The sequence below is a fragment of the Pontibacillus yanchengensis Y32 genome (assembly GCF_000770635.1).
Classification (GTDB): Bacteria; Bacillota; Bacilli; order Bacillales; family BH030062; genus Pontibacillus; species Pontibacillus yanchengensis.
Genome location: NZ_AVBF01000056.1, coordinates 1 through 26150, shown reverse-complemented (window position 1 = coordinate 26150; position 26150 = coordinate 1). Strand labels below are relative to the sequence as shown.

The window sequence follows — 26150 nt, the reverse complement described above, 5'->3', positions numbered from 1 at the left end:
TGTCGAGACCCCACAGGGCCGCATTTTGGCCCGAGGAGACTCTGTTAGTAAGCAAGGAAGGTCGAGTAAGTTCGCTACATCCTGTAGCAAACTCGACCGACCTCACGTCGTGTGAGGCCGCAGGAAAGCGAGCTATTACCCGGCCCATCTTTTCTCTAAATTAACACAACGGAAACATTTCTCTAATCCATAATATCTCTAATCCAAGTCTTCAATATAATGGGGCAATATTTGAATAGTCTTTAATAAAATAAAATAGGAAACTTGATTAATACTTACTAACAAATGCAGGACTTTTTACCGCCAAAAAATTAGATTCTTTCATAATGTATCTTTAATGTACATAATGTTTCCAGTACAATTACAATAAGCCCATGTGTAAAAGGGGGAGACCAAAATGGGGACTATTATTGAATCATATAGCCCAATCCTTATTGTGATAGCTGTAATGTTAACATTGATGACTACATATACTTCGTTAGATTTGTTTACATTACTACGTAACTCAGAGAAAAATAACCGCTTTATCTTTCTGGGTGGTATTTCTTCTATGGGAATTGGCATATGGGTCATGAATTTTTTAACTATGTTAGCTATGGATACATACAGTATTGTCGGTAATCAAATACCGTTAACGTTATTATCTATAATTCTTGGTGTATCGTTTACTGGAATAGCTTTTTATGTTGTAACAAACGAGTCTTTTGGTTTTGTAAAATTATTATTGGGTAGCTTCTTCATGATGTTAGCTGTTTTTTCTACACATGTAACTGGAATGTACACGCTAAGCTTGGGAATTCAGTATAATCTGATTATCCTTGTTCCATCATTATTACTAATCTATGGATCTTTTTTGTTTTCACTTTGGGTTTTATTCTCATATAGAAATATTATTCATACATCAAATGTATGGTTAAAACCAATTAGTGCAATTATTATTACAGCTGCTATTGTAGAAGGATATTTTCTATTAACAAAAGCGGCTCAATCTTTTGACTCTGCTTCATTTAATGCAAATTCGACCCAATCACAGGAGCAGTTTGTTATTTACCTAGTATTGTTTATTACAATACTAATTACGGCTGGGTTATTGTGGTCAAGTACATTAATCAGTAACCGATTAGAAACTAGTGATACCTATTTAAATGATATAAAGTTTGCTTTGGATGAATCAGCCATTGTAGCTATTACAGATGCCAAAGGAATAATTACGTATGTTAACGATAAATTTATTGAGATTTCTAAGTATTCAAGAGAAGAGTTAATTGGCCAAGATCATAGCTTACTGAATTCTGGATACCATCCTAGGGAGTTTTTTAAGGATTTATGGCGAACGATAGGTACTGGGCATGTATGGAAAGGTGAAGTGAAGAACATAGACAAAGAAGGTTCTTACTATTGGGTAGATACAACCATTGTTCCTTTTTTAAATAAAAAGGGAAAACCTTATCAATACATCGCTATACGAAATGATATAACAAAACGTAAAGAGGCTGAAACACAAGTATTAGATACAATGAAAGATATTCAAGATATAAAATTTGCCTTAGATGAATCTTCAATTGTTGCAATTACTAATGAAAAAGGAACAATAATGAATGTAAATGATAATTTTGTACAAATTTCTAAATACAGTAGAGATGAATTAATAGGGGAAGATCATCGGATATTAAATTCTGGATATCATTCAAAAGAGTTTTTTAAGAACTTGTGGCGAACGATTGGTCAAGGTTATGTGTGGAAGGGTGAAATAAGAAACCGCGCAAAGGATGGTACCTATTATTGGGTAGACACAACTATCGTACCTTTCTTAAAAGAAAATGGAAAACCATATCAATACTTAGCTATACGAAGTGACATAACAGAACGGAAGAAAACAGAAGAAGTCCTTCATCGACAAGATAAACTTGCTGCAGTAGGTCAATTAGCAGCTGGCGTGGCTCATGAAATACGAAATCCTCTAACCTCAATGAGAGGGTATGCTGAATTTTTACAATTAGATGAAACAGATGAGGAAAGACAAGAGTACTTATCCATTATTGTTGAAGAAATTGAACGTGTTAATGCGATTGTAGAAGAATTTATGTTACTCTCTAAACCTAAAGAAATAGAGCTTGGAAAGAAAAATATTATTCCTATTGTTAGGAATGTTATCTCTTTATTGGAATTTCATGCAAAAAAACATAAGGTGCAACTAACCTTTGAAAATAGTATGGATGTTATGGAAGTAAATTGTGATGAAGATCGAGTTAAGCAAGTATTTTTAAATCTTATTAAAAATAGTATTGAAGCTACACCAAAGGGTGGGACGGTAACTGTTTCTATCCAACTAGAAAATGAAGGTGTAACCATGAAAGTTATAGATACAGGTGTGGGCATTCCACCTGATAAACTCAAAAAAATTGGTGAACCTTTCTATACAACCAAAAAGAACGGCAATGGTCTAGGATTAATGGTTAGTTTTAAAATAATAGAAGATCATGGAGGTAAGATTACAGTTGAAAGTGAAGTTCAACAAGGAACAACTTTTACTGTTCAGTTACCTTTAGAGTCTTAGTACTCCTTGTGATGCCACATTATTATAATAATGTGGCATTTTAAATGGAATGAACAGTAAATGTGCTTATCACAGCTATGTATTATTGCAATGTACAATGATATAGTGGTCTAAGAATATATAATCAATTAATCTTAAATCTCGTTGTTACACATATAAGAGAGGTGGGGCTATGAAATCTGCAAAAGACGATAAGAGATTTTCAATAGCAAATAAAGAAGCACTCTTCGGTGTTGGACTTGCTATACTTAATTTTATATGGTGGTTTGGTTTTGCCTATGGTTTAGGGAATAAGGACCCAGAGAACTATACGTACATCCTTGGATTTCCTGCATGGTTTTTTTATAGCTGTATTATTGGATTTGTATTAATGGCAAGCCTAGTAATTATTATTGTGAAATTCTTTTTTACTGAGGTTTCTTTAGAAGATGAAGGTGATAAAAATTGAATAGTACAGTATTAATTTCATTAATTGCATTTCTTATTCTTATTTTTATTATTGGTTTTTGGTCAAGTCGTCACGTTCAATCTTCTGAAACTTTTTTGCAAGAATACTTTCTAGGAAATCGACAATTAGGTGGGTTTATCCTTGCGATGACAATGACAGCTACCTATGGAAGTGCGAGCAGCTTTATAGGAGGTCCTGGACTAGCATATAGCCAAGGTCTCGGTTGGGTATTGTTAGCAATGAGCCAACTCGTCACCGGCTATTTTGTATTAATGGTCTTAGGAAAACGATTTGCTATTTTGGCAAGACGGTACAAAGCTGTTACGCTCGTTGATTTTCTTAAGGCAAGGTATGAAAGTAAATGGGTAGTTCTATTGTCTGCCTTTAGTATTGTTTTGTTTTTATTTTCTGCAATGGCAGCTCAGTGGGTAGGAGGGGCTCGTTTAATTGAGTCAGTAACTGGCTTATCCTATACTGCTGCGTTATTTATCTTTGGGGTTTCTGTACTTGTTTATGTCGTTATTGGCGGTTTTAGAGCTGTAGCCTTAACCGATACAGTACAAGGTGTGGTTATGTTTTTTGGTACGATTATTTTATTAATTGCTACGATTGTTGCTGGTGGTGGGATTTCCAACTTAATGTCAGATTTAATGACTGAAAATCCTAATCTTGTAACACCCTATGGAGCTAATGCGGACTTATCGCCGGGATATGTTTCATCATTTTGGATATTAGTAGGTGTAGGCGTTGTTGGGTTACCCCAAGTCACAGTTCGTGCAATGTCATACAAAAGTTCGAAAGCGATGCATAGAGCAATTATTATCGGTACGATTGTTGTTGGAGTCATAATGTTAAATATGCATTTAATTGGTATTTTTGCCAAACCAATCTTACCGGGAATAGAGAATAAAGACACCGTCATGCCCCTAATAGCTCAAGAAGTTTTACCTCCGTGGTTGGCAGGGATTGTATTGGCTGCACCTATGGCTGCTATTATGTCTACTGTTGATTCATTATTACTCTTAGTAAGTTCTGCGTTGGTAAAAGATGTGTATGTCAATTACGTTAATCCCAAAGCACCAAATGAAAAAGTCAAAAAGCTTAGTTTATTAATCACATCAGCATTAGGAATTTTAGTATTCTTATTAGCTCTACAACCACCTCAATTATTAATTTGGTTAAACCTTTATGCATTTGGTGGTTTAGAAGCTGCGTTTATATGGCCTGTTGTCTTAGGATTATATTGGTCTCGAGGTAACAAGTATGGAGCTATTGCATCAATGATAACTGGTATTAGCAGTTATGTTGTTGTTGATTCTTTTTTCAGTGAGGCTATACAAGTACATCCTGTAGTAATTCCAGTTGGCTTATCATTAGTCAGTTATGTCATTGTAAGCATGATTACGACCCAGGGAGGCAGCCAATTAAACGAAAAGGGGAGTAAATAACTGGTAAGGATAACCGTCTTGAGATCTATCTTTGTAATCACTTTGTTATGTTATTGTTAAACAAGAAATAATATTGTTACCTCCCTGTTCTTTCATCTCTAGTAAACTCTGATATAGTAGGGTATAGAATATTTCGAACAATAAAAGCAGGGGGTATTCATTTTGAAAAAGACGATCATGACGTTAGCTGCTGTTGCAGGTGTTTCAGGTGTCTTTGCTAGTACGGCATACGCTGAAGAGGTAAATGTGAAACGCGGTGATACATTATGGGGAATCTCTCAGACATACAACGTGAGCGTTAACGACTTGAAAGAATGGAATAATCTATCATCAACAGTCATTTACCCTGGTTCTCAATTGGAAGTGTCTGCTCCAAGTCAATCCACTGAAAAAGTGAATCGAGTAGATGGTAATGACAAGTCAACAAATACATCATACTCCGTAAAATCAGGTGATACTCTGTGGGCAATAGCTAACCAATATGGTGTTTCTGTATCACAAATGAAATCCTGGAATAATCTTACATCAAACACGATTCATGTGGGACAGAAGCTAGTACTTTCTGCATCTAAACAAGTACAATCAAATGAATCAAATGTGCAATCTAAAGAAACGAACCAAGTAGCTAAAACCATTCGAGTAAGTGCAACAGCTTATACTGCAAATTGCGCAGGCTGTTCTGGTATTACTTCTACAGGAATCAACCTAAAAGCAAATCCAAATAAAAAGGTAATCTCCGTTGATCCAAGTGTTATTCCATTAGGGTCAAAGGTACATGTTGAAGGTTATGGTTACGCTGTTGCTGGTGATGTTGGTGGAGGCATTAATGGAAATGAAATAGATGTCTTTATCCCTAGCAGAAGTAAAGCACTTCAATGGGGTAGAAAAACAGTAACTGTAAAAGTCCTTAAGTAATTCGTTTAGAGCATTTTAAATACTTACCATTTATAATCCTAGTTCATTTGTAATTTACAATGAGCTAGGATTTTTAGTATTGAATAATTTATTCCTTTTTCTGAAATATTAAAACGTGAATTTCATTTTAAAAGGAGAGATGATCTAGATGACGAGAGGACAAAGTAAAAAGAATAAGGCAAAAGATGATGCAAAGCTATCTCAGACTCCTGAGAAGGACATAGTACGTGATGGAAGAGATGTAGAATACAAAGAAGAGTTTGCGGATGAGAACGATTTAGAAGCAAAAGAAAGAGCAGAAGAGGCAGACCATCGAGCTAAGAAAAAGAAAAAAAGCTAAAACTAAAATATGAGAAAAGGAGGAGAGATTAATCTCATCCTCCTTAATTTATTCTTCTTATTTGGGTAAAACTTTTGAGCGGGTTAAAAATCTAACCCCTTCAGGCCCCTCTAGGGAAAACATACCGCCTCGGCCTTCTACTACATCGATAATGAGCTGAGTGTGTTTCCAATACTCATATTGTTTTTTATTAATATAAAAAGGACATCCACCAATTTCGCCTAATTGGAGATCAGCGTTCCCCAACATAAATTCCCCTTCCTTAAAGCACATAGGAGAACTACCATCACAACAACCACCCGATTGATGGAACATAAGTGGTCCGTGTTTCGTCTTTAATTTTTCAATAAGCTCCAACGCTTCTGGCGTAGCGGTGACCTTTTCCATATTAGTAAAATCCTAACTTTTGTGGGCTATAGCTTACCAGAAGATTTTTTGTTTGTTGGTAATGATCTAGCATCATTTTATGATTTTCTCTTCCGATTCCAGACATTTTATAGCCACCGAATGCTGCATGAGCAGGGTATGCATGATAACAGTTTGTCCATACACGACCAGCTTCAATATTACGGCCAAAACGATAGGCAGTATTAATATTACGTGTCCATACTCCAGCGCCTAGGCCATATAATGTGTCATTAGCAATCTCAAGTGCTTCCTCATCCGTTTTGAATGTCGTTACAGAAACAACTGGACCAAAGATTTCTTCTTGGAATACACGCATATCGTTGCGTCCTTTAAAGATAGTAGGATTTACATAATAACCTCCACTTAAATCTCCTGATAGTTGGTTTTGGTCTCCTCCTATAAGGCATTCAGCACCTTCTTCTTTTCCAATTTCCAAGTAGGAAAGAATTTTTTCTAGCTGTTCACTGGATGCTTGGGCGCCCATCATAGTTTCTGTATCTAATGGATTTCCTTGTTTGATTTGTTTAACTCTTTCTAAGGCTCGATCCATAAATTTGTCATAAATAGATTCATGGATTAATGCCCTCGATGGACACGTACAAACTTCACCCTGGTTAAGAGCAAACATAATAAAGCCTTCAATTGCTTTATCAAAAAATTCATCATCCTCATCAGCAACATCACTAAAGAAGATGTTAGGCGATTTACCACCAAGCTCAAGTGTGACAGGTATGATATTTTGAGATGCATATTGCATAATAAGGCGTCCAGTAGTTGTTTCACCTGTGAAAGCTACCTTAGCTATTCTGTCATTAGATGCTAGAGGCTTACCAGCTTCAACACCAAGACCATTTACAATGTTGACAACTCCAGGTGGAAGTAGATCTTCAATTAACTCCATTACAACCATTATGGATGCAGGGGTCTGTTCTGCAGGTTTTAATACAACACAGTTACCTGCAGCAAGGGCTGGAGCAAGCTTCCAGGTTGCCATGAGAATAGGGAAATTCCAAGGAATTATTTGTCCTACTACACCTAATGGTTCTTTAAAATGATAGGCAACAGTATCTCCATCTACTTCACCAATAGAACCTTCTTCAGCACGAATACATCCTGCAAAATAACGAAAATGGTCAACAGCTAGAGGTAAATCAGCCATCAACGTCTCTCGTACAGCTTTTCCATTATCCCACGTCTCAGCAACCGCAAGTTTTTCTAGATTTTCTTCTATTCGATCTGCAATTTTGTTAAGTATGACAGCACGCTCAGCTTGAGATGTTGCCCCCCAGCTGTCTTTGGCTCGATAGCCAGCATCAATTGCTAAATCAACATCTTCTTCAGTAGATCGAGCAACTTCACAAAAAACCTGTCCATTTATAGGACTAACATTTTCAAAGTATTCTCCATTAACTGGTGCTACCCATTCACCACCAATATAATTATCGTACTTTTTCTTAAAGCTGACTATTGAATCTTTTTCTCCTGGATTTGCATAAATCATTCAAAATCCTCCTTATGTAGTTAAAGATTATTAACCCCTTTAGATCCTGGTTATGTAACCGCTTTCTTTTGTGTTTAAAAAAAGAGAAAAGGGATATTACTCTTAATTCTAAATTTTCTGAACCATTTATTCAAGTAAGAAGTCTTTTCTTTTCGTGTATAAGAAACGATTATATGGGCAGAGTATGAGGGTAAGACAATACTTAATCAATAAAGGAGTTAGTCACATGCCTAAACGTAATCAAGAAAACAACAACAAGCCAGAAAAGCAAAAACGCGACGTTGAATTCAGTGAAGAAATGGGCGCTCGTAAAGATTTTGAAGAGCAAGAGCGTAATGCTGAAGCGAAAGCACAAAAGCAAAATAAGAAAAAATAAAAAGGCCTTGTGCCTTTTTATTTTTTTTGTCTTTTTTTAGAGAGAATAAATGGGCTATCTTATAGTTAAATGAATTGAGAGTGTTTGTTTATTCCTTTATAGTGGAAGAGGATATGATGAAGGAGGGAAGATCATGCGTTTACAAAATAAGAAAGTAATTCAACTAGTGAGTGACGACTTTGAAGATTTAGAATTATGGTATCCTGTTATGCGACTTCGAGAAGAAGGAGCTACAGTTGATATTGTAGGAGAGAAAGTAGATGAAGAGTACGTAGGCAAATATGGCGTACCTGTGGTATCAAATAAAACGTTTGATGAAGTTGATCCAAACGAATATGATGCGATTCTTGTTCCAGGAGGTTGGTCTCCCGACAAATTGAGAAGGTATGAATCGATTCTAAATATGGTGAGAACGATGAACGACCAGGAAAAAGCAATCGGTCAAGTTTGTCATGCTGGATGGGTTTTAATATCAGCAGATATTTTAAATGGAAAGAAAGTAACAAGTACACCTGGGATAAAAGATGACATGATAAATGCTGGCTCTACATGGGTTCATGAACCTGTTGTAGTAGACGGCCATCTAGTATCAAGCCGTCGTCCACCAGATCTCCCTGACTATATGAGAGAATTTATTGCTGTATTAGAAAAACAGGCATAATATTATAAGATGAATGATGGAGGAGACTGTTGAAATCAATGTTCAGTCTCCTCTTATATATGGTTTATCTTGATAAAAGTAATTAGGAGTATTTATTTTATTCTTATAAGGCTTATGAAAAATGTGCGTAGTTGCAGGAGAAACGGGTGGGTTTAACCAAACCCAGTTTCCAGTTACCTCTCGTCCACAATGGTGTTCTTTCTCCTCAAATTTCTTAAACTGCTGAGCCGCAGTGTGGTGATCCACAATATTCACTCCATCTTCTTTAAAGGAATGAAGAACAGCTGTATTAAGTTCGATAAGTGCTCTGTCTCTCCATAGGGAAGCATTTCGTTTAGTATCTAACCCCATTAAATCTGCGATTCTTGGTAACATATTATAGCGATAGTTATCCGCTAAATTTCTTGCACCTATTTCCGTTTCCATATACCATCCATTAAATGGAGCAGCTACGTATTCTATGCCACCAATCTCAAGTTTCATATCTGAAATTATTGGTACCGCATACCATTTAAGATGGAGATCTTGAAACCATTCTAGCTCCGGATGACGAAGTGGAACTTCCAAAATTATTTCTTTTGGAACTTCGTAAATAGTAGGCTTTTCACCATTCGTTTGTATCAACCAAGGCAGGATATCAAAATGTGTCCCTTGACCTTCCCATCCAAGATTCTGACAAGTTTGTGTGAAAGCAATCGAGTCTGGGTCACCTATGATTCCTTCCTCCGTTTCATACCCTGCATAACGAATTAACTGATGATTCCAGATGCGTATGGGTTCTACGCCATTTTCCTTAGGTTTAAAAATGGAAATAGTAGAACGAATTTTACCATTATTCGTTGCATAATGAACATGATTGATTAAAGCATCTTTAACTTCTTCAGAAGATGAAACATTTCGTTGATCAAATACTTTCAAACTATCCCAAAAAAGTCTGCCAATACACTTATTGCTGTTTCTCCAAGCCATTTTTGCACCATATTGCAGCTCTTCAAATGTATGTTCATATGTACCTCTATGAAGAACAGAGTTCTCAATTTCTTCTAATCGTTTCGTTATTTCCATATCGGATTTATTTAATTCTTGATAACAGTTCTGAATAAAGTCTTCAGCCTTTTGCATAAGCTCTGCAGTCAATGTACCTAACCTCCATAAATTACACTGAATGTATTGTATCACAAGTCCTATCTTTTCTTTGTGACAGAACTATGTACATAAATACTTTATCCGGGTAAAAACTATGTATATCTTAATGATAGCAGGTGAAAAAATTATGACTATTTTCAGATTAGGATATGTAGCTATGAGTGTACACGTAGAGAATGCCTCACCATCACAGACAATGACATACAAGCAATTTAGCTCTTTACATGATAGAGAGGCTGCAGTACATAAATTAGAAAGGATTGCCTCATCTAATCTTAATAATACCTTACGTCTTCTGAAGCATAATCGAGCGCATAGTATTACATTCTTTCGTATGAGTTCAAAACTAGTACCCTTAGCTACTCATGAAGAGCTGACGGATTGGAAATATTATGTCTCACTACGTAACGAGTTAAAAGAGATAGGTGACTATGCTAAACAACATCAAATGCGTATTGATTTCCATCCTGATCATTTTGTAGTACTAAATAGTCCAGATAAAGATAAGTTTAAATTTTCTCTTCATGTCTTAAGATACCATTATCGACTTTTACATGGGATGGGGGTAGACCCTACACATCGATGTGTTTTGCATTTAGGAGGAGGTTACAATAATAAGGAAGAGTCTTTAGAACGCTTTATTGAAAACTGGTCATATATTCCAAGGGGATTACAAAAAATGATTATGCTAGAAAACGATGATACGTTGTACACCATGGATGATTGTCTATATATATCACAAAAATTAATGATTCCTTTTATATTTGATATTCATCATCATATGGCCAATCACGAAAACTTAGACTGGGAAGAAAATTGGGATCGTGTGTTACAAACATGGGAAGGAAGCTCTCTTCCAGTAAAAATGCATATATCATCTCCTAAAAATCATGATGAGTTTAAAAGTCATGCTCCTTACATTGATAAAGACATGTTTCTGGATTTTGTATCGAAAACAAATGGTTCTACCGAACAAATTGATTGTATGATTGAAGCGAAACAAAAGGATGATGCATTGTTTCAATTGGTAAGCGATTTATCATCAGACCCACACATCGAATTTATTACACCGACTACATTTAAATATAACAATTGAAGAAACATTTTGAGCGATAATGTATGAATGCGTTTTACACCAGATTATCTAGGAGGAATTTTGGGAATAGGAGGAGTAATTGGAGGGATACATGGATGAACAATAAGGAACAAAACGACAACATACAACAAACCGCTCATCAATCATCAGATGATTCAGCTATCGAACCAAGAGACAATCCAGATCGACCAGGAAGACAATTTTACATTCCTTCTCAAATTGTTAGCGAATTTGCTCATAAAGGTAGGGATCACTTAAAGAAACCATTCCCAGGTCAATTAGTATTAGCTCTTACTGCTGGTGCCTTTATGACATTCGGAGCCGCGTTTTCTATTCTATTAGCTATTGGCATTGAAGCTAAAGGGTTATACTACCTGTTATCTGGATTTGGATTTGCCGCAGGCTATGCTATGGTTTTTATATCTGGATCTGTCTTATTTACAGAAGTTAACGTATTATTGCCGACGTATCTTTTTCATTCTACAGGATTTATGCAACGAAACATATTAAAGTTCTGGGGATCCGCTTATATTGGAAATATATTAGGAGCTTTATTTGTTGCTATAATTATTAAACTATCCGGATCATTATCCACTTCATTTTATTCAGAGCTATCTGTGTACATAGACCATAAAATGAAGTTCTTAGATAAAGGATTTACAGGATGGATTCAGATCGTTTTGTCAGGCATTCTTGCAAACTGGCTAATAGGTATGGCTGCGTTTCTGACTACTGCCGCAAGGGATATAACCGGAAAAATATTAGGAACATTATTACCTGTTGTCCTCTTCGTAGCTGGTAATTTCCAACACAGTGCTGCGAATATGGGGTACTTCAGTATGGGGATATTATCGAATTCTGAATACCAGTGGTATGAGTTTTTATTCCTTAACCTTCTTCCTGCCAGCATTGGAAATATTATTGGTGGAGGTATATTAGTATCCTTGCTTTTCTCATATGCATATAAAGATGATATACAATCCGCAGTTGATAATTATTGATATAAAAAAGCCACTATTTAGTGGCTTTTTTTTATTGATATCGTTCTAGCATAGAGAAGAAGTTCTTAACAAAACTATAGAAAACTTTTTCAGAAGGTGCTAACTCGCGGTCCATCGGTGTGATAATCCCGACAGATCTTCTTACTTGAGGGATATCAATTGGTTTTTTAACAGTTAATCTAGGTGTGGAATTATAGAATGTGCTATCAGGTAACAAAGTAACGCCTATTCCAGCGGATACTAAACCCTTAATGGCATCAAGATCTTCTCCTTGAGATGAAACATGAGGGCTAAAGCCAGCTTGTTTACAAGCATTTATAGCAATATCATGTAAAACATATCCTTCTGGAAACAGAACAAATGAGTCGTTTTTTAAATCGCTGAGTAGAATACTTTCTTGCTCTGCGAGTTCATGTTGCACAGGTAGTAATGCAGATATTTGTTCAGTAAATAAAATATGACTTTCTACTTCAGGGTCTTCCTTTGGTACAGGTCCTAGAAAAGCCAAATCAATCTCACGCTTTTTAACAGCATCGATTAAATAATGGTAAGAACCTTGCCTTAGTTGAAAACCCACATTAGGATGGTTCTGTTTAAAAGAAGAGATGACAGTAGGTAGTAAATGACTGGCTAAACTAGTAGGGAAACCTATCCGTATTAAGCCTCGATCAGGATCTAAATACTCTTCAACTTGTTTGGTGGCATGTTCTATAGCTTTTAATGCTGTTTTTGTATGCGTTCGAAATATTTTTCCTATTGGAGTTAGTTTGATATTTCTTCCTTCTCTAACAAACAACTTAACTCCTAGCTCATCTTCAAGATTAGCTATTTGTCTGCTGATGGCTGATTGGGCCACATGCAGGTGTATAGCTGCTTCAGATATATGTTCTCGTTCTGCAACTTCCATGAAATAATGTAGTTGACGAAGCTCCATAATGCATCCTCCATATCGATTCATATCAAAATTAGATTAATTCTATCTAAATTATATATTGTTTGCAACATTTAGAAAACTTACAATGTATATTAACAGGTTAAACGGATTTTTATTTTAATTTTAAGGGGAGATAGCTCATGACATATAATCAAATTCCAAACCCCCAGGGCCTTTACAACCCTGATTTTGAACATGATGCTTGTGGTATTGGACTGTATGCATCATTAAAAGGAAACAAAACACACGAAATCGTTCAAAAAGGGTTACACATGTTGTGCCAGCTAGATCACAGAGGTGGCCAAGGCAGTGATCCTCACACTGGAGATGGAGCAGGATTGCTTGTTCAAATGCCAGATACATTCTTCAAGAAACAGTGTACGGAATTGAATTTACCAGAACAAGGACGTTATGGAGTTGGAATGCTTTTTTTTTCAAATGAACAAGAACGTGCTGAAGAGGAAGCATATATTAATACATTAATTGAAGCCGAAGGGCAAAAGGTTTTAGGCTGGCGAAGTGTGCCTGTAAATGTCAGAAAAATCGGAATTGCTGCACAAAATAGTTGCCCAATCATTCGTCAAGTATTTATCGAAGCAAGTGACGAGATGGAAAAAGGCTTACCATTTGAGCGTAAACTATACGTCATCCGAAAACAAGCTGAAAATTGGGCAGTAGAGCAAGATAAGCAGTTCTATTTTGCAAGTCTTTCAAGTCAAACAATTGTTTATAAAGGACTTTTACTACCAGAGCAAATGGATTCATTTTATGAAGATTTAATAGATGAAGATTTTGTATCTGCATTTTCTTTAGTACATTCCCGCTTTAGCACAAACACGTTCCCTAGTTGGGAACGTGCCCATCCAAATCGTTACCTCATACACAATGGTGAGATTAACACATTGAGAGGTAATAAGAATTGGATGAAAGCTCGTGAAAAGCAAATGGCATCTGAAGCATTTGGGGATGACCTCGAGAAAATTCTACCTATTATTGACTCGAGTGGAAGTGACTCATCAGCTTTAGATAATGCTTTTGAATTCTTTGTCCTATCAGGACGTAAGCCTGCACATGCGGCAATGATGTTAATTCCTGAGCCATGGGCGGAGAATGAACACCTAACTCCTGAGAAACGTGCTTTTTATCAATACCACAGTATCCTAATGGAACCATGGGATGGGCCAACATCCATCACATTTACAGATGGAAATCAAATTGGTGGTATCTTAGACCGTAATGGACTACGCCCTGCACGTTATTACGTTACAAAAGATGATATGCTTATTTATTCATCTGAAGTGGGCGTTATAGATGTAGAAGAAGATAACATCTTATATAAAAATCGACTAAGCCCTGGAAAGATGCTGCTAATTGATTTAGAACAGCAGCGAATTATATCTGATGAAGAAATTAAACATGACATGGCCTCCGAACACCCGTATCAGGAATGGTTAGATAAAAATCTTTGGAATCTTGAGCCGGAGGGCACGTACATTGATCCTAAGCCAGTGGATGATGCATTTGTAAGACAAAAGGCTTTTGGTTATACGTATGAGGATATTCATAAGTATTTATTACCTATGGTAACAGAAGGAAAAGACCCAGTAGGTGCAATGGGGAATGATACACCATTAGCCGTCTTATCGGAAAACCCTCAATCTCTTTTCCTTTATTTCAAACAACACTTTGCTCAGGTTACAAATCCGGCAATTGATTCTATTCGTGAACAAATGATTACATCTACTACCACTCTATTAGGTGCTGAAGGAAATATACTTCATCCAAATGAGTCGAATAGTCATCGGATTCAGTTGCAATCTCCGGTACTATCAGCTGACCAAATGGATAGCATTAGGGATACGAATCGATCACACTTCCGTTGTAAAACACTCGATGCTGTTTTCACGAATGATCTAGAAGCAGAATTAGAAGAGCTTTGTAATGAAACAGAAGCAGCTATTGAAGAAGGGTATAGCTTACTCATCCTTTCTGACCGTACCATGGGTGTTGAAAATGTACCTGTGCCACCATTATTGGCTGCAAGTGCTGTGCACCAACACTTGGTTCAAAAAGGCAAGCGTAAGAAAGCAAGCCTAATTATAGAAAGTGGGGAAATCAGAGAGGTTCATCATTTTGCTGCATTAATTGGGTATGGTGTAGATGCGATATACCCATATCTTGCATATGAAACATTTCGACAAACTGTAGAAGATGGCAGTTTAGATATGGATGTTAATGACGCAGTTCAAGCTTATAGAAAGCACGTGACCACTGGAATTGTAAAAGTAATGTCTAAGATGGGGATATCAACAGTACAAAGTTACCGTGGAGCTCAAATATTTGAAGCCGTAGGTATCAGTAAAGATGTAATCAATCGTTATTTCACTGGCACGGTATCTCAGCTAGATGGAATCGATTTAAACACCATCGCCAAGGAAGCAAAGATACGTCATAACACTGCTTATGAGGATGTTTTAAGCACAACGTTAGAGCCAGGAAGTGACTTTCAGTGGAGAAAAACTGGAGAGCATCATGCTTTCAACCCACAAACCATTCATACACTTCAATGGGCTTGTCGTAAAAATGATTACAATATGTTCAAAGAATATTCTAAGGCTGCAAATAAAGAACGAATCGGATTCTTACGGAACCTTTTTACCTTTAAATCAGAACAATCCGTTCCTCTTGAAGAAGTTGAGTCCGTTGAAGATATCGTTCGTCGTTTTAAAACGGGAGCAATGTCGTTTGGCTCATTAAGTCAAGAAGCTCACGAAACACTGGCAATTGCGATGAATCGTCTAGGTGGAAGAAGTAATAGTGGAGAAGGCGGCGAAGATCCAAGTCGTTTCCACCCCGATGAAAACGGTGATTCAAGACGCAGTTCCATTAAACAAATTGCCTCTGGTCGCTTTGGTGTTAGTAGTCATTATCTAGTGAATGCTGATGAGTTGCAGATTAAAGTCGCCCAAGGCGCGAAGCCAGGAGAAGGTGGACAATTACCTGGTAAGAAAGTTTATCCATGGGTTGCAGATGTTCGTGGTTCTACACCGGGAGTAGGCTTAATTTCGCCTCCACCACACCATGACATCTATTCTATTGAAGATTTGGCTCAGTTAATTCACGATCTAAAAAATGCAAACCGAGATGCAAGAATTAGTGTGAAGCTTGTTGCTAAGTCTGGTATCGGTACCATCGCAGCAGGAGTAGCAAAAGGCTCCGCTGATGTAATCTCCGTGAGCGGTTATGATGGAGGCACAGGCGCTTCACCAAAAACTAGTATTAAACACGCTGGCTTACCTTGGGAACTAGGTTTAGCAGAAACACATCAAACGTTAGTGTTGAATAACTTACGTGATCGAGTAGTATTAGAGACTGATGGTAAATTGATGACAGGACGAGATGTTGCAATGGCTGCATTATTAGGAGCTGAAGAATACGGTTTTGCAACAGCACCATTAGTTGTAATTGGATGCATAATGATGCGAGTTTGTCATAAAGATACATGTCCAGTTGGTGTGGCGACACAAAATCCTGAGCTTCGTAAAAAGTTCACAGGCCATGCTGATTACGTCGTTAACTATATGCAGTTCGTAGCAGAAGAGCTGCGTGAGATTATGGCTGAATTAGGTTTCCGCACTGTTGAGGAAATGGTTGGACGCACAGATGTATTAGAAGTAAGCGAAGAAACGCGTGAACATTGGAAAGCTAAATCACTAGATTTAGGAAACTTAGTCTACCAACCAAAAGGTCCAAAAACGTGTAAAAGGCAACAAGATCATAACCTTGATAAATCATTAGATTTGACGACTCTACTACCTGCTGTTAAATCATCTATTACTACAGGGAAGCGGGTAGAATTATCCTATCCAATCCGTAATACTAACCGTGTAGTAGGAACGATTGTAGGAAGTGAAATTTCCAAACGTTATGGGGAGGAAGGCTTGCCTGAAGACACTATCCGTTTTAACTTTACAGGATCAGCTGGGCAAAGCTTTGGTGCATTTATACCGCGTGGCCTTTCCCTTCACTTAACGGGAGATGCAAATGATTACGTTGGTAAAGGCTTATCTGGCGGAAAAGTTGTCGTAGCTAAACCACACCAAAGTCCTAATGCTAGCGACGATGTCATAATTGGAAATGTTGCGCTGTATGGTGCTTCAAAAGGAGAAGCCTACATTAATGGAGTAGCTGGTGAACGTTTTGCTGTACGTAATAGTGGAGCGAACGTCGTAGTAGAAGGAGTAGGCAATCATGGTTGTGAATACATGACGGGAGGACGTGTTGTTGTCCTAGGTGATGTAGGAGCAAACTTTGCAGCGGGAATGTCTGGTGGAGTTGCTTATGTCTTTGCCGATGATAAAGATAAATTTAAATCTCTATGCAACACAGGAATGATAGAGTTTGAATCATTAGAAGATCCGATGGAAACGCAAGAAGTTAAAACATTAGTTCAAAATCATTTTGAGAATACCAATAGCTTGCGTGCAGCACATGTATTAGAACATTGGGAAATGGCTAAACGAAGTTTTGTGAAGATTATCCCGAAAGACTATAAGAATATGCTAAATAGAATCGAAGCACATCGTGCAGATGGATTAACAGAGGACGAAGCAGTTATGAATGCTTTTCAAGGTAACCCAACGAAACAGGAGCAAGAAGCAACAGATGCAAGTGATACGCCCCAAGTTGCTTTGAAATAAGAAAGGAGAGAGAGCATGGGTAAATCAACAGGATTTATGGACTATGAACGCGAAGAATCAATAGAACGCTCAACCCACTCAAGGGTGAAAGATTGGAATGAATATACCGCTCCTTTCTCAGACGAAACATTAAAAAGACAAGGGGCAAGATGTATGGATTGTGGCATCCCTTTTTGTCACACAGGTATTGAGATTAATGGGCAAGCCTCAGGCTGCCCCATTAATAACCTGATTCCTGAATGGAACGATCTTGTTTATAGAGGAAAATGGAAAGAAGCTTTGGAGCGTTTAGAGAAGACAAATAACTTCCCTGAATTCACAGGTCGTGTTTGTCCTGCTCCTTGTGAAGGGGCATGTACAGTAGCAATATCTGATCCTGCTGTGGCAATAAAAAATATCGAAAAAGCTATTATTGATAAAGGGTTTGAAAATGGTTGGATTCAGCCACGTATTCCTCAGAAACGAACTGAAAAGAAGATAGCCATTGTAGGCTCTGGCCCAGCTGGATTGGCAAGTGCAGATGAGTTAAACCAAGCTGGTCATTCTGTTACCATTTTCGAACGTTCCAACCGTCCAGGTGGCCTGCTAATGTATGGTATCCCAAATATGAAACTGGAAAAGGATATTGTAGAACGTCGAATTAACTTACTTCGCCAAGAAGGTATTGATTTTGTAACCAATACCGAAGTAGGAAAAGACATATCTCCAGAAGAGTTGCAGGAACAATATGATTCGGTCATTTTATGTACTGGCGCACAAAAACAGCGTGATTTGAGTATTGAGGGGCGTAACGCGAAAGGAATTCATTTGGCAATGGATTACTTAACTGCATCTACAAAGAACCTTCTAAATGAAGACATGCAACAGAACGAATATATTAATGTGGAAGGCAAAGATGTCATTGTTATTGGTGGCGGCGATACAGGAGCTGACTGTGTAGCTACAGCTCTACGTCAAGACTGTAATAGTGTTGTTCAATTTGGTAAGCACCCTAAACAGCCAACCACAAGACCTGAAGACAACATGTGGCCAGAACCACCAAATGTCTTCACATTGGAGTATGCTTATAAAGAAGCTGCAGAAACAAAAGGGGAAGATCCAAGACAATATTCTATTCAAACAACCAAATTCGTAGCAGATGAAAACGGTCATCTTCAAGAACTACACACTATTCAAACAGAGAAAGTTTGGGATGACAAAGGCTTTTATTCTTACCGTGAAATTCCTGGTACAGAGAAGGTATGGCCAGTGCAGCATGTTATGATTGCAATTGGGTTTGAGGGACCAGAACAACCATTACTAAAGCATTTTGGTGTAGATACAACTTCTCGAGGCTGTGTAAATGCAGAATATGGTAATTACACAACAAATCTCGAAGGAGTATTTGCAGCAGGTGATGCCAGACGTGGTCAAAGCTTAATCGTATGGGCAATTAATGAAGGCCGCGAAGTTGCTAGAGAGGTAGATCAGTATTTAATGGGGAGTACCGTACTACCAGGGTAAATGAATTGAACTTCACTCCCTTTAATTTGCTTTAAACTAAAATTAAATTGAGAGAATTACTAGCAATACTATTATTTTTTCCATTAAAAAAGCAGGTAGTGAATTTTTCACTATCTGCTTTCTTCATGATTTCTTTGTAATATGGAATGAAGTACGGAACGAAATTTTTCTCGGTCATCATCATTCATTGCTTTAGGTCCTTTTGTTTTCATACCACCTTTTCGTGCTTGAGCGTTTGCGTGACGAGTCGATAATAACTGGTCAATGTTTTCTGTTGTGAAAGAGAATCCTTTGTGATGAATAACGTAACAGCCTTTTCCTAGTGCTAATGCTGCTAATCCATAATCTTGGGTAACAATCAAATCTCCTTTGTGCGCAAGATGCATTATACGGTAATCCGCGGCATCCGCACCTGTATCGACATAGGTTGTGGTCACCATGGGAGGATCTTCTTCATGGGAGAAGTGGGAAAAACTTTTCACCATTGTTACATAAATCTGAAATTGTTGAGCTTCTTTAATAATAATTTCTTTTACAGGACAAGCATCTGCATCAACATAAATACGCATACGACACCTCTTATGTACATTTCACTTTCTATGAAAGTGATGGATATAGCTTTGCAAGTTTGTTTATCAACGTTTATTATATAGAGTAGCGTAAATACTCTAAAGATTATACGTTAGAACATGAAACAATAATCGTATAATTCTGTGAAAGAAGGCTAATAATGACTAACCTTAATGTAGGTACTGTTCATGAATTTTCAGTATCTAGAAAAATAGATAATGGGTTCGTGCTTACGAATGAACACGGTGAAGTTATGCTACATGTGAATGACACGAAAGAAACGGTAGATATTGATCAAACAGTAAAAGCTTTTTTATATCATGATAAACAAGGCAAGTTAGTGGCTACTACCTATCTTCCTGATATTGATTTTAACACATATGGCTGGGTTGAAGTTGTAGATATGGTCGATAACCTTGGGGTATTTGTTGATATTGGTATCCCTAAACACATTTTAGTATCGAAGGATGACTTACCACTATTAAATCGAATATGGCCAATTGTTCACGATCAATTGTATGTGTGTCTTCAAACCGATCAAAAAGGACGGCTGCTAGCCAAGCCTGCAACTGAAAATATTATCGAACAATATGCTGAACCAGCTCCAGAAAGTGTATTAAATACTACGATTAGCGGACGAGTTTATCGAGCTAACAAAGTGGGCTCCTTTTTGGTAACAGAAGAAGGGTATCAGGGATTCATTCACTACACTGAGCGTAAAGAAGAACCAAGACTAGGTGAGTGGGTGAAAGGTCGAGTAATTGATGTGAAAAGTGTGGGAACATTAAACATATCATTACGCCCAGTTAAAGAGGAAGCCCTAGGAGAAGATGCTGAACAAATTCTAACTTATTTATCTTCCAATAAAGGAGAAATGACGTTCACAGATAAAAGCTCTCCAGAGGCAATACGCGACGAATTTAATATCAGTAAAGCAGCCTTTAAACGAGCACTTGGTACCTTGATGAAACAAGACAAAATCAAGCAAGAAGATGGGAAAACTGTACTGAAATAAAAAATAACGAGCGTCTAAAACCTACATCACCATAAAGGATGTAGGTTTTTTTGATACTATACCATTAATACTTTAGGATTAAATAGGCTGGATAATGCGTTTGCGCTTAATTGTTTTTTTAATGTTACTGTTTTCAACATAAAAAGTTATGATATGGTCTATATGTTATATTTTTACTATATTAGGAGTCTACATTCATTCAAAAAAATGAAAAGATTAGAGTAATGATTGATAAAATTTTTAACCAGGTGGTCTCATTATTTATAAGAAAACGTTAGCTTTTATAGGCGTAGTTGCAGGTATGTTACTTATCCTTTACTTTATGGACACAACTTATGATAACTTACAAGAAGCTTATAGGAAGAATGATGAAAGTATGTTCCGACTCTCGTACTTTATGTCTTTCCTCGGATTTATATTTGGTACTTTAATAGAATGGAGAGGTATTAAGCAGCTGTTGCAAAGGAATGTTAATCCAAGCTGGTTGTTATTATTGGTGGCTATAGCTTTAACGTTCTTTAGTTTTATACCTAGTGTGGTATGGGGAGAGTGGTATGGTGGTATAAACCCGTTCTACATTGACATGTTTCTTTTTCCAGAAAGAAATTTAGTATTAACTGTTTTGTCAGGTATTCTTGTGATTCGTTCCCTAACGTATGATCGGACCAAATAGCAATTAGAAGGAATGACGTAATATGATTTATTCATTAACATCACTATTACCTAATTGTTAAGATAGCCAGTATTCCTCATAGAAAAGACCACTAGGCAATATACCTTAATACAAAGAGGGTATTAAGGGAGGTCTACGTTATTGAAAGATCAGTTTTATAAGGAAAGAGATCGACTTATAGAAAAAATCAAATCTTTACAAACAGAAAGTGGATCCTGGCATTTATGTTTTGAAAATAGCTTACTCACAGATGCATTTACCATTATTCTTTATAAAACCCTTAAGGTAAAAGATGACGATTTCATTGCAGCCCTTGCAGAACGTATTGCTTCAAAACAATTATCCAATGGAGCTTGGAAACTTTATCATGATGAAGATGATGGGAATGTATCCCTCACAATTAATGCCTATTATGCTTTGTTATTTTCAGGTTTTAAATCTAAAAAAGACCCTTTAATGAAAAAAGCCTCTTCCTTCATAAAAGAAAACGGAGGCTTAATGAGAGCCAATACAATGACAAAATTGATGCTTGCCGTTACGGGACAACTACCATGGTCTAACTTACCGTCCATTCCAATTGAACTCCTACTTATACCTAAATCATTTCCACTTAGCTTTTATGATTTTGTCGGATATGCACGCGTACACCTGGCTCCGATTGTTATTCTCATGAATTCACAATTTCGCCTTACGACAAAAGATACACCTGATTTATCGGATTTACTTTTATATGATTCAAGAATAGTTGAAGATTCACATAATAAGACAAGATTTTTAAAGGGATGGATAAACGATAGCTTAAGTTATTTATCTGATTTTCAAGAAAAAACAAATGACAAAGCGGTTAGCAAAGCAAAAAAATATATGGTTGAAAGAATTGAGCCGAATGGCCTCTTGTATGGTTATTTTCTTTCATCGTTTTATATGGTGTTTGCCTTGTTGGCTTTAAATTATAGAAAACAAGACCCCCTAATCAAAAAAGCTTTAGCAGGAATCAAAACATTAATATGCTCCCCAAAATCTCATAGCATTCATATACAGAATTCCCCTTCTACTGTATGGGATACAGCGTTATTGAGCTCTGCCCTTCAGCTAGTAGGAGTAGATCATACAGATGAACATATACAACAAGCAAATTACTATTTACTATCAAGGCAACATTTCAGATATGGTGACTGGAGTTTTCATAATCCTAATACTCTACCTGGAGGGTGGGGATTCTCCGATGTAAATACGATGGAACCTGATGTGGACGATACAACAGCAGCATTACGATCTCTCAAGAACCTGGTGTACGAACAAAATAAATATCGTTCAGAATGGAATCGAGGGTTGAAATGGGTACTATCTATGCAAAATGATGATGGAGGATGGCCTGCATTTGAAAAAAACACCAATAAACAATTACTTACCTTACTCCCAATCGATGGAGCAGACGTAGCGAGTGTAGATTTATCTACGCCTGACTTAACTGGGAGAACACTTCAATTTCTTGGAGACTACGCATCGTTACCTAAAGATCACCCACAAATAAAAAGTGGTGTAAATTGGATGCTAGATCACCAGCGAACAGATGGTTCTTGGTACGGTAGATGGGGAATCTGCTATATATATGGCACATGGGCAGCCGTAACAGGTTTAAAGGCTTCAGGATTATCAGATGCTCATCCCTCAATAAAGTTAGCTAAAGAATGGTTAGAACGAATCCAAAACGAGGATGGTGGATGGGGAGAATCATGCAGGAGTGATCAGGAAGGAATGTATATACCTTTGAAAGCTTCCACTCCATCCCAAACAGCATGGGCACTTGAAGCATTGATAGCCACATCCCCTCAGCCCACTAAAGTGATAGATAGAGGAATGACAGCACTATTGAATAGCCTAAAACAAAAAGATTGGACCTACTCCTATCCGACAGGAGCTGCCTTGCCTGGGCAATTTTATATTTATTATCATAGTTATAATTATGTTTGGCCACTTCAAACCATAGCCAAGTATTGCAATAAATATTTGACATAGCATCCTTAAACGTCATAGGAGGAAGGTCACCTTTCGTGTTACAATCCTATTATACAATAATCGAAGGAGCACTATTTATGAATCTAGAAATCTTATCTCCTACAACCGCATCTGGCGCTATGTTAATAGGAGTGTTATTTTCCCTTATCTATGCTATTTATATTAAAAAGAAAGAAAGTACAAGTTGGCTATATTTTTTCCTTGCCTTTAGTGCAGGAGGATTTGCATCTGGCTGTGCGGTCATTCTTTTAAAATCGATGGATATAATTAATTAGGAATTGTTTATAAGTAGAAGACCTGGGCTAAAAAAGCCTGGGTCTTTTTTGTTTTCTAGAGTACTAAATAATCTTTATGTACATTATGTTGGGACAAAGCTAAATTCAATGTAATAATATTTTATTGAGACCTTTATATTTAAATGGGAGAGATAATTAATGAGAGAAGAACAATTGTTTGAACACATGAAATTGTGGCGTAATTGGACAGTTTCCTTTCTTCTTGAAATACCAGAAGGAATCATTGATCGTATTCCAAATGGTCATAACAACAATATTCGATGGAACACTGGCCATATCTTAGTAGGGTGGGATCAAGCAATTTTCCCTGAGCTAAATGAGGAAAGGCAATTGCCACTAACCTTCCATAAGATGTTCCCTAACGGGAGTAACCCAGAGATATGGACAGAACAACCACCATCAATGGATGACTTAATAAAGATAATGGAAATACAACCCAACCTTTTGGAGAAAGCATGTAAGGGCCACCTTGATAAGCCACTAAAAGAATCTTTTCTAGGAATGACAACCTTAGGAGATGTGATTGTTTTCCATATGAACCATGAGAATTTACATATGGGACTCATTAAAAGTATGAAACAGATACTTGTTAATGATATGATTTCCTAATTGAAATGACCAAGTGAATTGTTATTTTCAAATTTTTAATCTATTTTTTCATCCAGGCTTTCGAAAATACTGGTGTTTTCAAAGGACTTAGAATAATAAAAGGCTCGGACAATGTCCGAGCCTTTTATTATTCTATTTTGCAGTAGTATTTAAAGTAACTTCAATATTATCACGAGTTGCTCGAGAATATGGGCAGACCTGATGTGCTTTGTGTGTTAGTTCTTTTGCTTCCTCTTGAGATACACCCGTAATTTCTACATCAAATTGAACAGCAAGACCGAATCCTTCATCTTCTTTACCGATACTTACGTTAGCAGTAATTGCTGAGTCAATGGATTTTTTTGTTTGAGAGGCAACAAGTTGAAGAGCGCTATCAAAGCATGCTGCGTATCCTGCTGCAAATAGTTGCTCAGGATTGGTAGCCCCTTCTTTTTCTTCACCCCCAAGTGATTTTGGCATGGATAATGCGAAATCCAACGTTCCGTCACTAGATGTTACCGTTCCTTTGCGCCCACCTTGTGCTGTGGCTTGTGCAGTATAAAGAGCTTTATCCATATTTCCATCTCCCTTTTATATTGTGTAAATTTTAATTGTGCACAATTAAATTTACACCTTTCTTTTGGATATGTCAAAACAGAAGCTTAAAAACGATTTGTTGTGATACTTTTATAGATTCGATACACTTGGATTATGAAGGAGAGATTGACATGTCAGCAGAACATTTAAAGTTAGAGAATCAAATCTGTTTTTCCATATATGCAACAGCTCGAGAAATCACAAAATTATATAAACCATTGTTGGAAAAATTAAATGTCACTTATCCACAATATTTAGTCTTGCTTATCTTGTGGGAAGAAGATTCTATTACAGTTAAAGAGATGGGGCGGAGGCTTTATCTTGATTCTGGTACACTTACTCCTATGCTAAAGAGAATGGAAACGGCTGGCTTCATAACTCGAGAACGATCTAAGCATGATGAGCGAAGTGTAATTGTTTCCCTAACAGATAAGGGAAAAGCATCAGAGGAGGATGCAAATTCAATCCCTCACCAACTGCTTGACCAGTTAGATATGGAGGAATCAGAGCTAAAACAATTTAAAGCTTCGCTTGTAAAAACGTTAGATCGCGTGTATCAGATAAACGAAGTAAAATAAGTAAAATTATAAAGAAAGAAGGTTCCATTCAATGGTGAACCTTCTTTCTTTATATTAGAGAAGTAGTTTGAAGATAAACTAGATTTATAAGAAGAGAGAGTTAATCTGAATAAATAGTTGTTTTTGATTTGAACAAATGTTAAAAAGTTATAATATCAAATGATAGGCAATAGGTAGGTATAATTCTTACCTTTATCAAATACACCACTTTAAAAGTATACAAGCTAAATGCGCAGATAAATAAAATGCGCCTTTATATATAAATCATACGCTTTTTTAAGTTTGTTGTTGATATAATAATGACTTAGTTTTAAGTCTTCCATATATGAACCATTATATTGAAGACATGGATTCGAGATATTATGTGGAAGTGAGATGTTTCCGTTGTTTTAGTAAGAATAAAGGTGGCCGTGGAACAACTCGCGTCCTGCCGGCGAGCTGGCAAGCCTCCTCAAGCCCAATTTCGGGGCTTTCCGGGGTCTTGCCTACCTCTTTCTCCGGCGGGAGTCTCGTCGTTCCACGGCCACCTTTGCTGTTGTAGGGAGGAACGGAAACATAGCCTGGTTAGAAGGGGACGTTTTCTGAATGGTGGTATCCCCGAAGCGAAAAATGGTTTAGGACACAAAGCGATGCTATGTTAGCGGACATATAGTTTCTTATTCTTCGATTTGAAGGCTATTTTGCATCCCTAATGGACATCCAGTACGCTATTTGGCCTAAATCACCTTAAAGTAGGGTGTTTTTTCACAAATAAGATACCATATGTCCGCAAGCCTCTCC

General features: G+C 37.1%; 23 protein-coding genes. 17 read left to right on the top strand and 6 right to left on the bottom strand.

The features are described from left to right. Positions 1-397: 397 nt before the first annotated feature. From N782_RS16100 to N782_RS16080, 5 genes are all read left to right on the top strand, one after another. Entirely contained in the window at positions 398-2557 is a 2160-nt protein-coding gene (locus N782_RS16100) for a PAS domain S-box protein (protein WP_036822505.1), read from the top strand. Between the two features lie 172 nt (positions 2558-2729). Next, complete coding sequence (locus tag N782_RS16095) at positions 2730-3005, top strand: YhdT family protein (RefSeq protein ID WP_036822502.1); 276 nt, start codon at positions 2730-2732, stop codon at positions 3003-3005. Further along, a complete protein-coding gene (gene panF, locus N782_RS16090) occupies positions 3002-4453 on the top strand; it encodes a sodium/pantothenate symporter (RefSeq protein ID WP_036822499.1) in 1452 nt (483 codons plus the stop codon). The genes N782_RS16095 and panF overlap by 4 nt, the downstream gene beginning before the upstream one ends. Before the next feature lie 162 nt (positions 4454-4615). Beyond that, positions 4616-5368: a 3D domain-containing protein gene (locus tag N782_RS16085; protein ID WP_036822496.1), complete on the top strand. Its 753-nt coding sequence runs from the start codon at positions 4616-4618 to the stop codon at positions 5366-5368. A gap of 148 nt (positions 5369-5516) precedes the next feature. After that, complete coding sequence (locus N782_RS16080) at positions 5517-5708, top strand: YfhD family protein (RefSeq protein WP_036822493.1); 192 nt, start codon at positions 5517-5519, stop codon at positions 5706-5708. 57 nt (positions 5709-5765) lie between these two features. Here N782_RS16080 and N782_RS16075 read toward each other — a convergent pair whose 3' ends face one another. After that, on the bottom strand, positions 5766-6095 hold the full coding sequence (locus N782_RS16075) for a DUF779 domain-containing protein (RefSeq protein ID WP_036822490.1): 330 nt from the start codon (positions 6093-6095) through the stop codon (positions 5766-5768). Position 6096: 1 nt separating this feature from the next. After that, a complete protein-coding gene (gene adh, locus N782_RS16070) occupies positions 6097-7617 on the bottom strand; it encodes an aldehyde dehydrogenase (RefSeq protein ID WP_036822487.1) in 1521 nt (506 codons plus the stop codon). 226 nt (positions 7618-7843) lie between these two features. On the opposite strand from adh, the gene N782_RS21610 reads away from it, so the two are divergent. Both N782_RS21610 and N782_RS16065 read left to right on the top strand, forming a co-directional pair. Continuing rightward, positions 7844-7993 (top strand): hypothetical protein, encoded by a 150-nt coding sequence (locus N782_RS21610; protein WP_161783127.1) that lies wholly within the window; start codon positions 7844-7846, stop codon positions 7991-7993. A gap of 133 nt (positions 7994-8126) precedes the next feature. Continuing rightward, the gene (locus N782_RS16065) at positions 8127-8654 is read left to right on the top strand and encodes a type 1 glutamine amidotransferase domain-containing protein (RefSeq protein ID WP_036822486.1); all 528 of its coding nucleotides are present in this window, start codon (positions 8127-8129) and stop codon (positions 8652-8654) included. A 42-nt stretch (positions 8655-8696) separates the two neighbouring features. On the opposite strand, the gene N782_RS16060 is transcribed toward N782_RS16065, so the two are convergent. Beyond that, complete coding sequence (locus tag N782_RS16060; protein WP_272913657.1) at positions 8697-9791, bottom strand: nitric oxide synthase oxygenase; 1095 nt, start codon at positions 9789-9791, stop codon at positions 8697-8699. 136 nt (positions 9792-9927) lie between these two features. Between N782_RS16060 and uvsE the strand changes: the two genes are divergently transcribed. Continuing rightward, entirely contained in the window at positions 9928-10896 is a 969-nt protein-coding gene (gene uvsE / locus N782_RS16055) for a UV DNA damage repair endonuclease UvsE (protein ID WP_036822483.1), read from the top strand. 95 nt (positions 10897-10991) lie between these two features. Continuing rightward, positions 10992-11897: a formate/nitrite transporter family protein gene (locus N782_RS16050; RefSeq protein ID WP_036822480.1), complete on the top strand. Its 906-nt coding sequence runs from the start codon at positions 10992-10994 to the stop codon at positions 11895-11897. Between the two features lie 31 nt (positions 11898-11928). Here the strand turns inward: N782_RS16050 and gltC are convergent, their stop codons facing one another. Continuing rightward, entirely contained in the window at positions 11929-12831 is a 903-nt protein-coding gene (gene gltC / locus N782_RS16045; RefSeq protein WP_036822477.1) for a glutamate biosynthesis transcriptional regulator GltC, read from the bottom strand. A gap of 140 nt (positions 12832-12971) precedes the next feature. On the opposite strand from gltC, the gene gltB reads away from it, so the two are divergent. Both gltB and N782_RS16035 read left to right on the top strand, forming a co-directional pair. Next, positions 12972-17531, top strand: coding sequence for a glutamate synthase large subunit (gene gltB / locus N782_RS16040; protein WP_036822475.1), 4560 nt, complete (start codon positions 12972-12974; stop codon positions 17529-17531). Positions 17532-17546: 15 nt separating this feature from the next. Beyond that, positions 17547-19034, top strand: a complete 1488-nt coding sequence (locus N782_RS16035) for a glutamate synthase subunit beta (protein WP_036822472.1) — start codon at positions 17547-17549, stop codon at positions 19032-19034. 110 nt (positions 19035-19144) lie between these two features. On the opposite strand, the gene N782_RS16030 is transcribed toward N782_RS16035, so the two are convergent. Continuing rightward, positions 19145-19603 carry a YaiI/YqxD family protein gene (locus N782_RS16030; RefSeq protein ID WP_036822469.1) on the bottom strand — a complete coding sequence of 153 codons (459 nt, stop codon included), beginning with the start codon at positions 19601-19603 and terminating at the stop codon, positions 19145-19147. A 161-nt stretch (positions 19604-19764) separates the two neighbouring features. On the opposite strand from N782_RS16030, the gene N782_RS16025 reads away from it, so the two are divergent. The 5 genes from N782_RS16025 (at position 19765) to N782_RS16005 (ending at position 24216) form a co-directional block, all read left to right on the top strand. Next, entirely contained in the window at positions 19765-20619 is an 855-nt protein-coding gene (locus tag N782_RS16025) for a CvfB family protein (protein WP_036822466.1), read from the top strand. 322 nt (positions 20620-20941) lie between these two features. Then, complete coding sequence (locus tag N782_RS16020) at positions 20942-21292, top strand: hypothetical protein (RefSeq protein WP_161783126.1); 351 nt, start codon at positions 20942-20944, stop codon at positions 21290-21292. A gap of 141 nt (positions 21293-21433) precedes the next feature. After that, positions 21434-23311, top strand: coding sequence for a squalene--hopene cyclase (gene shc / locus N782_RS16015; RefSeq protein ID WP_036822461.1), 1878 nt, complete (start codon positions 21434-21436; stop codon positions 23309-23311). A 77-nt stretch (positions 23312-23388) separates the two neighbouring features. Beyond that, entirely contained in the window at positions 23389-23586 is a 198-nt protein-coding gene (locus N782_RS16010) for a hypothetical protein (RefSeq protein ID WP_152600797.1), read from the top strand. Between the two features lie 159 nt (positions 23587-23745). Continuing rightward, positions 23746-24216, top strand: coding sequence for a DinB family protein (locus N782_RS16005; protein ID WP_036822456.1), 471 nt, complete (start codon positions 23746-23748; stop codon positions 24214-24216). Between the two features lie 132 nt (positions 24217-24348). Here N782_RS16005 and N782_RS16000 read toward each other — a convergent pair whose 3' ends face one another. Beyond that, positions 24349-24771, bottom strand: coding sequence for an organic hydroperoxide resistance protein (locus N782_RS16000; RefSeq protein WP_036822453.1), 423 nt, complete (start codon positions 24769-24771; stop codon positions 24349-24351). 152 nt (positions 24772-24923) lie between these two features. Between N782_RS16000 and N782_RS15995 the strand changes: the two genes are divergently transcribed. Beyond that, positions 24924-25370, top strand: a complete 447-nt coding sequence (locus N782_RS15995; RefSeq protein WP_152600796.1) for a MarR family winged helix-turn-helix transcriptional regulator — start codon at positions 24924-24926, stop codon at positions 25368-25370. Positions 25371-26150: the final 780 nt, after the last annotated feature.

Coding starts and splice junctions, on each gene's coding strand:
- N782_RS16100 (WP_036822505.1), top strand. CDS start 398: ATGGGGACTATTATTGAATCATATAGCCCAATCCTTATTGTGATAGCT.
- N782_RS16095 (WP_036822502.1), top strand. CDS start 2,730: ATGAAATCTGCAAAAGACGATAAGAGATTTTCAATAGCAAATAAAGAA.
- N782_RS16080 (WP_036822493.1), top strand. CDS start 5,517: ATGACGAGAGGACAAAGTAAAAAGAATAAGGCAAAAGATGATGCAAAG.
- N782_RS16075 (WP_036822490.1), bottom strand. CDS start 6,095: ATGGAAAAGGTCACCGCTACGCCAGAAGCGTTGGAGCTTATTGAAAAA.
- adh (WP_036822487.1), bottom strand. CDS start 7,617: ATGATTTATGCAAATCCAGGAGAAAAAGATTCAATAGTCAGCTTTAAG.
- N782_RS21610 (WP_161783127.1), top strand. CDS start 7,844: ATGCCTAAACGTAATCAAGAAAACAACAACAAGCCAGAAAAGCAAAAA.
- N782_RS16065 (WP_036822486.1), top strand. CDS start 8,127: ATGCGTTTACAAAATAAGAAAGTAATTCAACTAGTGAGTGACGACTTT.
- uvsE (WP_036822483.1), top strand. CDS start 9,928: ATGACTATTTTCAGATTAGGATATGTAGCTATGAGTGTACACGTAGAG.
- N782_RS16050 (WP_036822480.1), top strand. CDS start 10,992: ATGAACAATAAGGAACAAAACGACAACATACAACAAACCGCTCATCAA.
- gltC (WP_036822477.1), bottom strand. CDS start 12,831: ATGGAGCTTCGTCAACTACATTATTTCATGGAAGTTGCAGAACGAGAA.
- gltB (WP_036822475.1), top strand. CDS start 12,972: ATGACATATAATCAAATTCCAAACCCCCAGGGCCTTTACAACCCTGAT.
- N782_RS16035 (WP_036822472.1), top strand. CDS start 17,547: ATGGGTAAATCAACAGGATTTATGGACTATGAACGCGAAGAATCAATA.
- N782_RS16030 (WP_036822469.1), bottom strand. CDS start 19,603: ATGCGTATTTATGTTGATGCAGATGCTTGTCCTGTAAAAGAAATTATT.
- N782_RS16025 (WP_036822466.1), top strand. CDS start 19,765: ATGACTAACCTTAATGTAGGTACTGTTCATGAATTTTCAGTATCTAGA.
- N782_RS16020 (WP_161783126.1), top strand. CDS start 20,942: ATGGACACAACTTATGATAACTTACAAGAAGCTTATAGGAAGAATGAT.
- N782_RS16010 (WP_152600797.1), top strand. CDS start 23,389: ATGAATCTAGAAATCTTATCTCCTACAACCGCATCTGGCGCTATGTTA.
- N782_RS16005 (WP_036822456.1), top strand. CDS start 23,746: ATGAGAGAAGAACAATTGTTTGAACACATGAAATTGTGGCGTAATTGG.
- N782_RS16000 (WP_036822453.1), bottom strand. CDS start 24,771: ATGGATAAAGCTCTTTATACTGCACAAGCCACAGCACAAGGTGGGCGC.
- N782_RS15995 (WP_152600796.1), top strand. CDS start 24,924: ATGTCAGCAGAACATTTAAAGTTAGAGAATCAAATCTGTTTTTCCATA.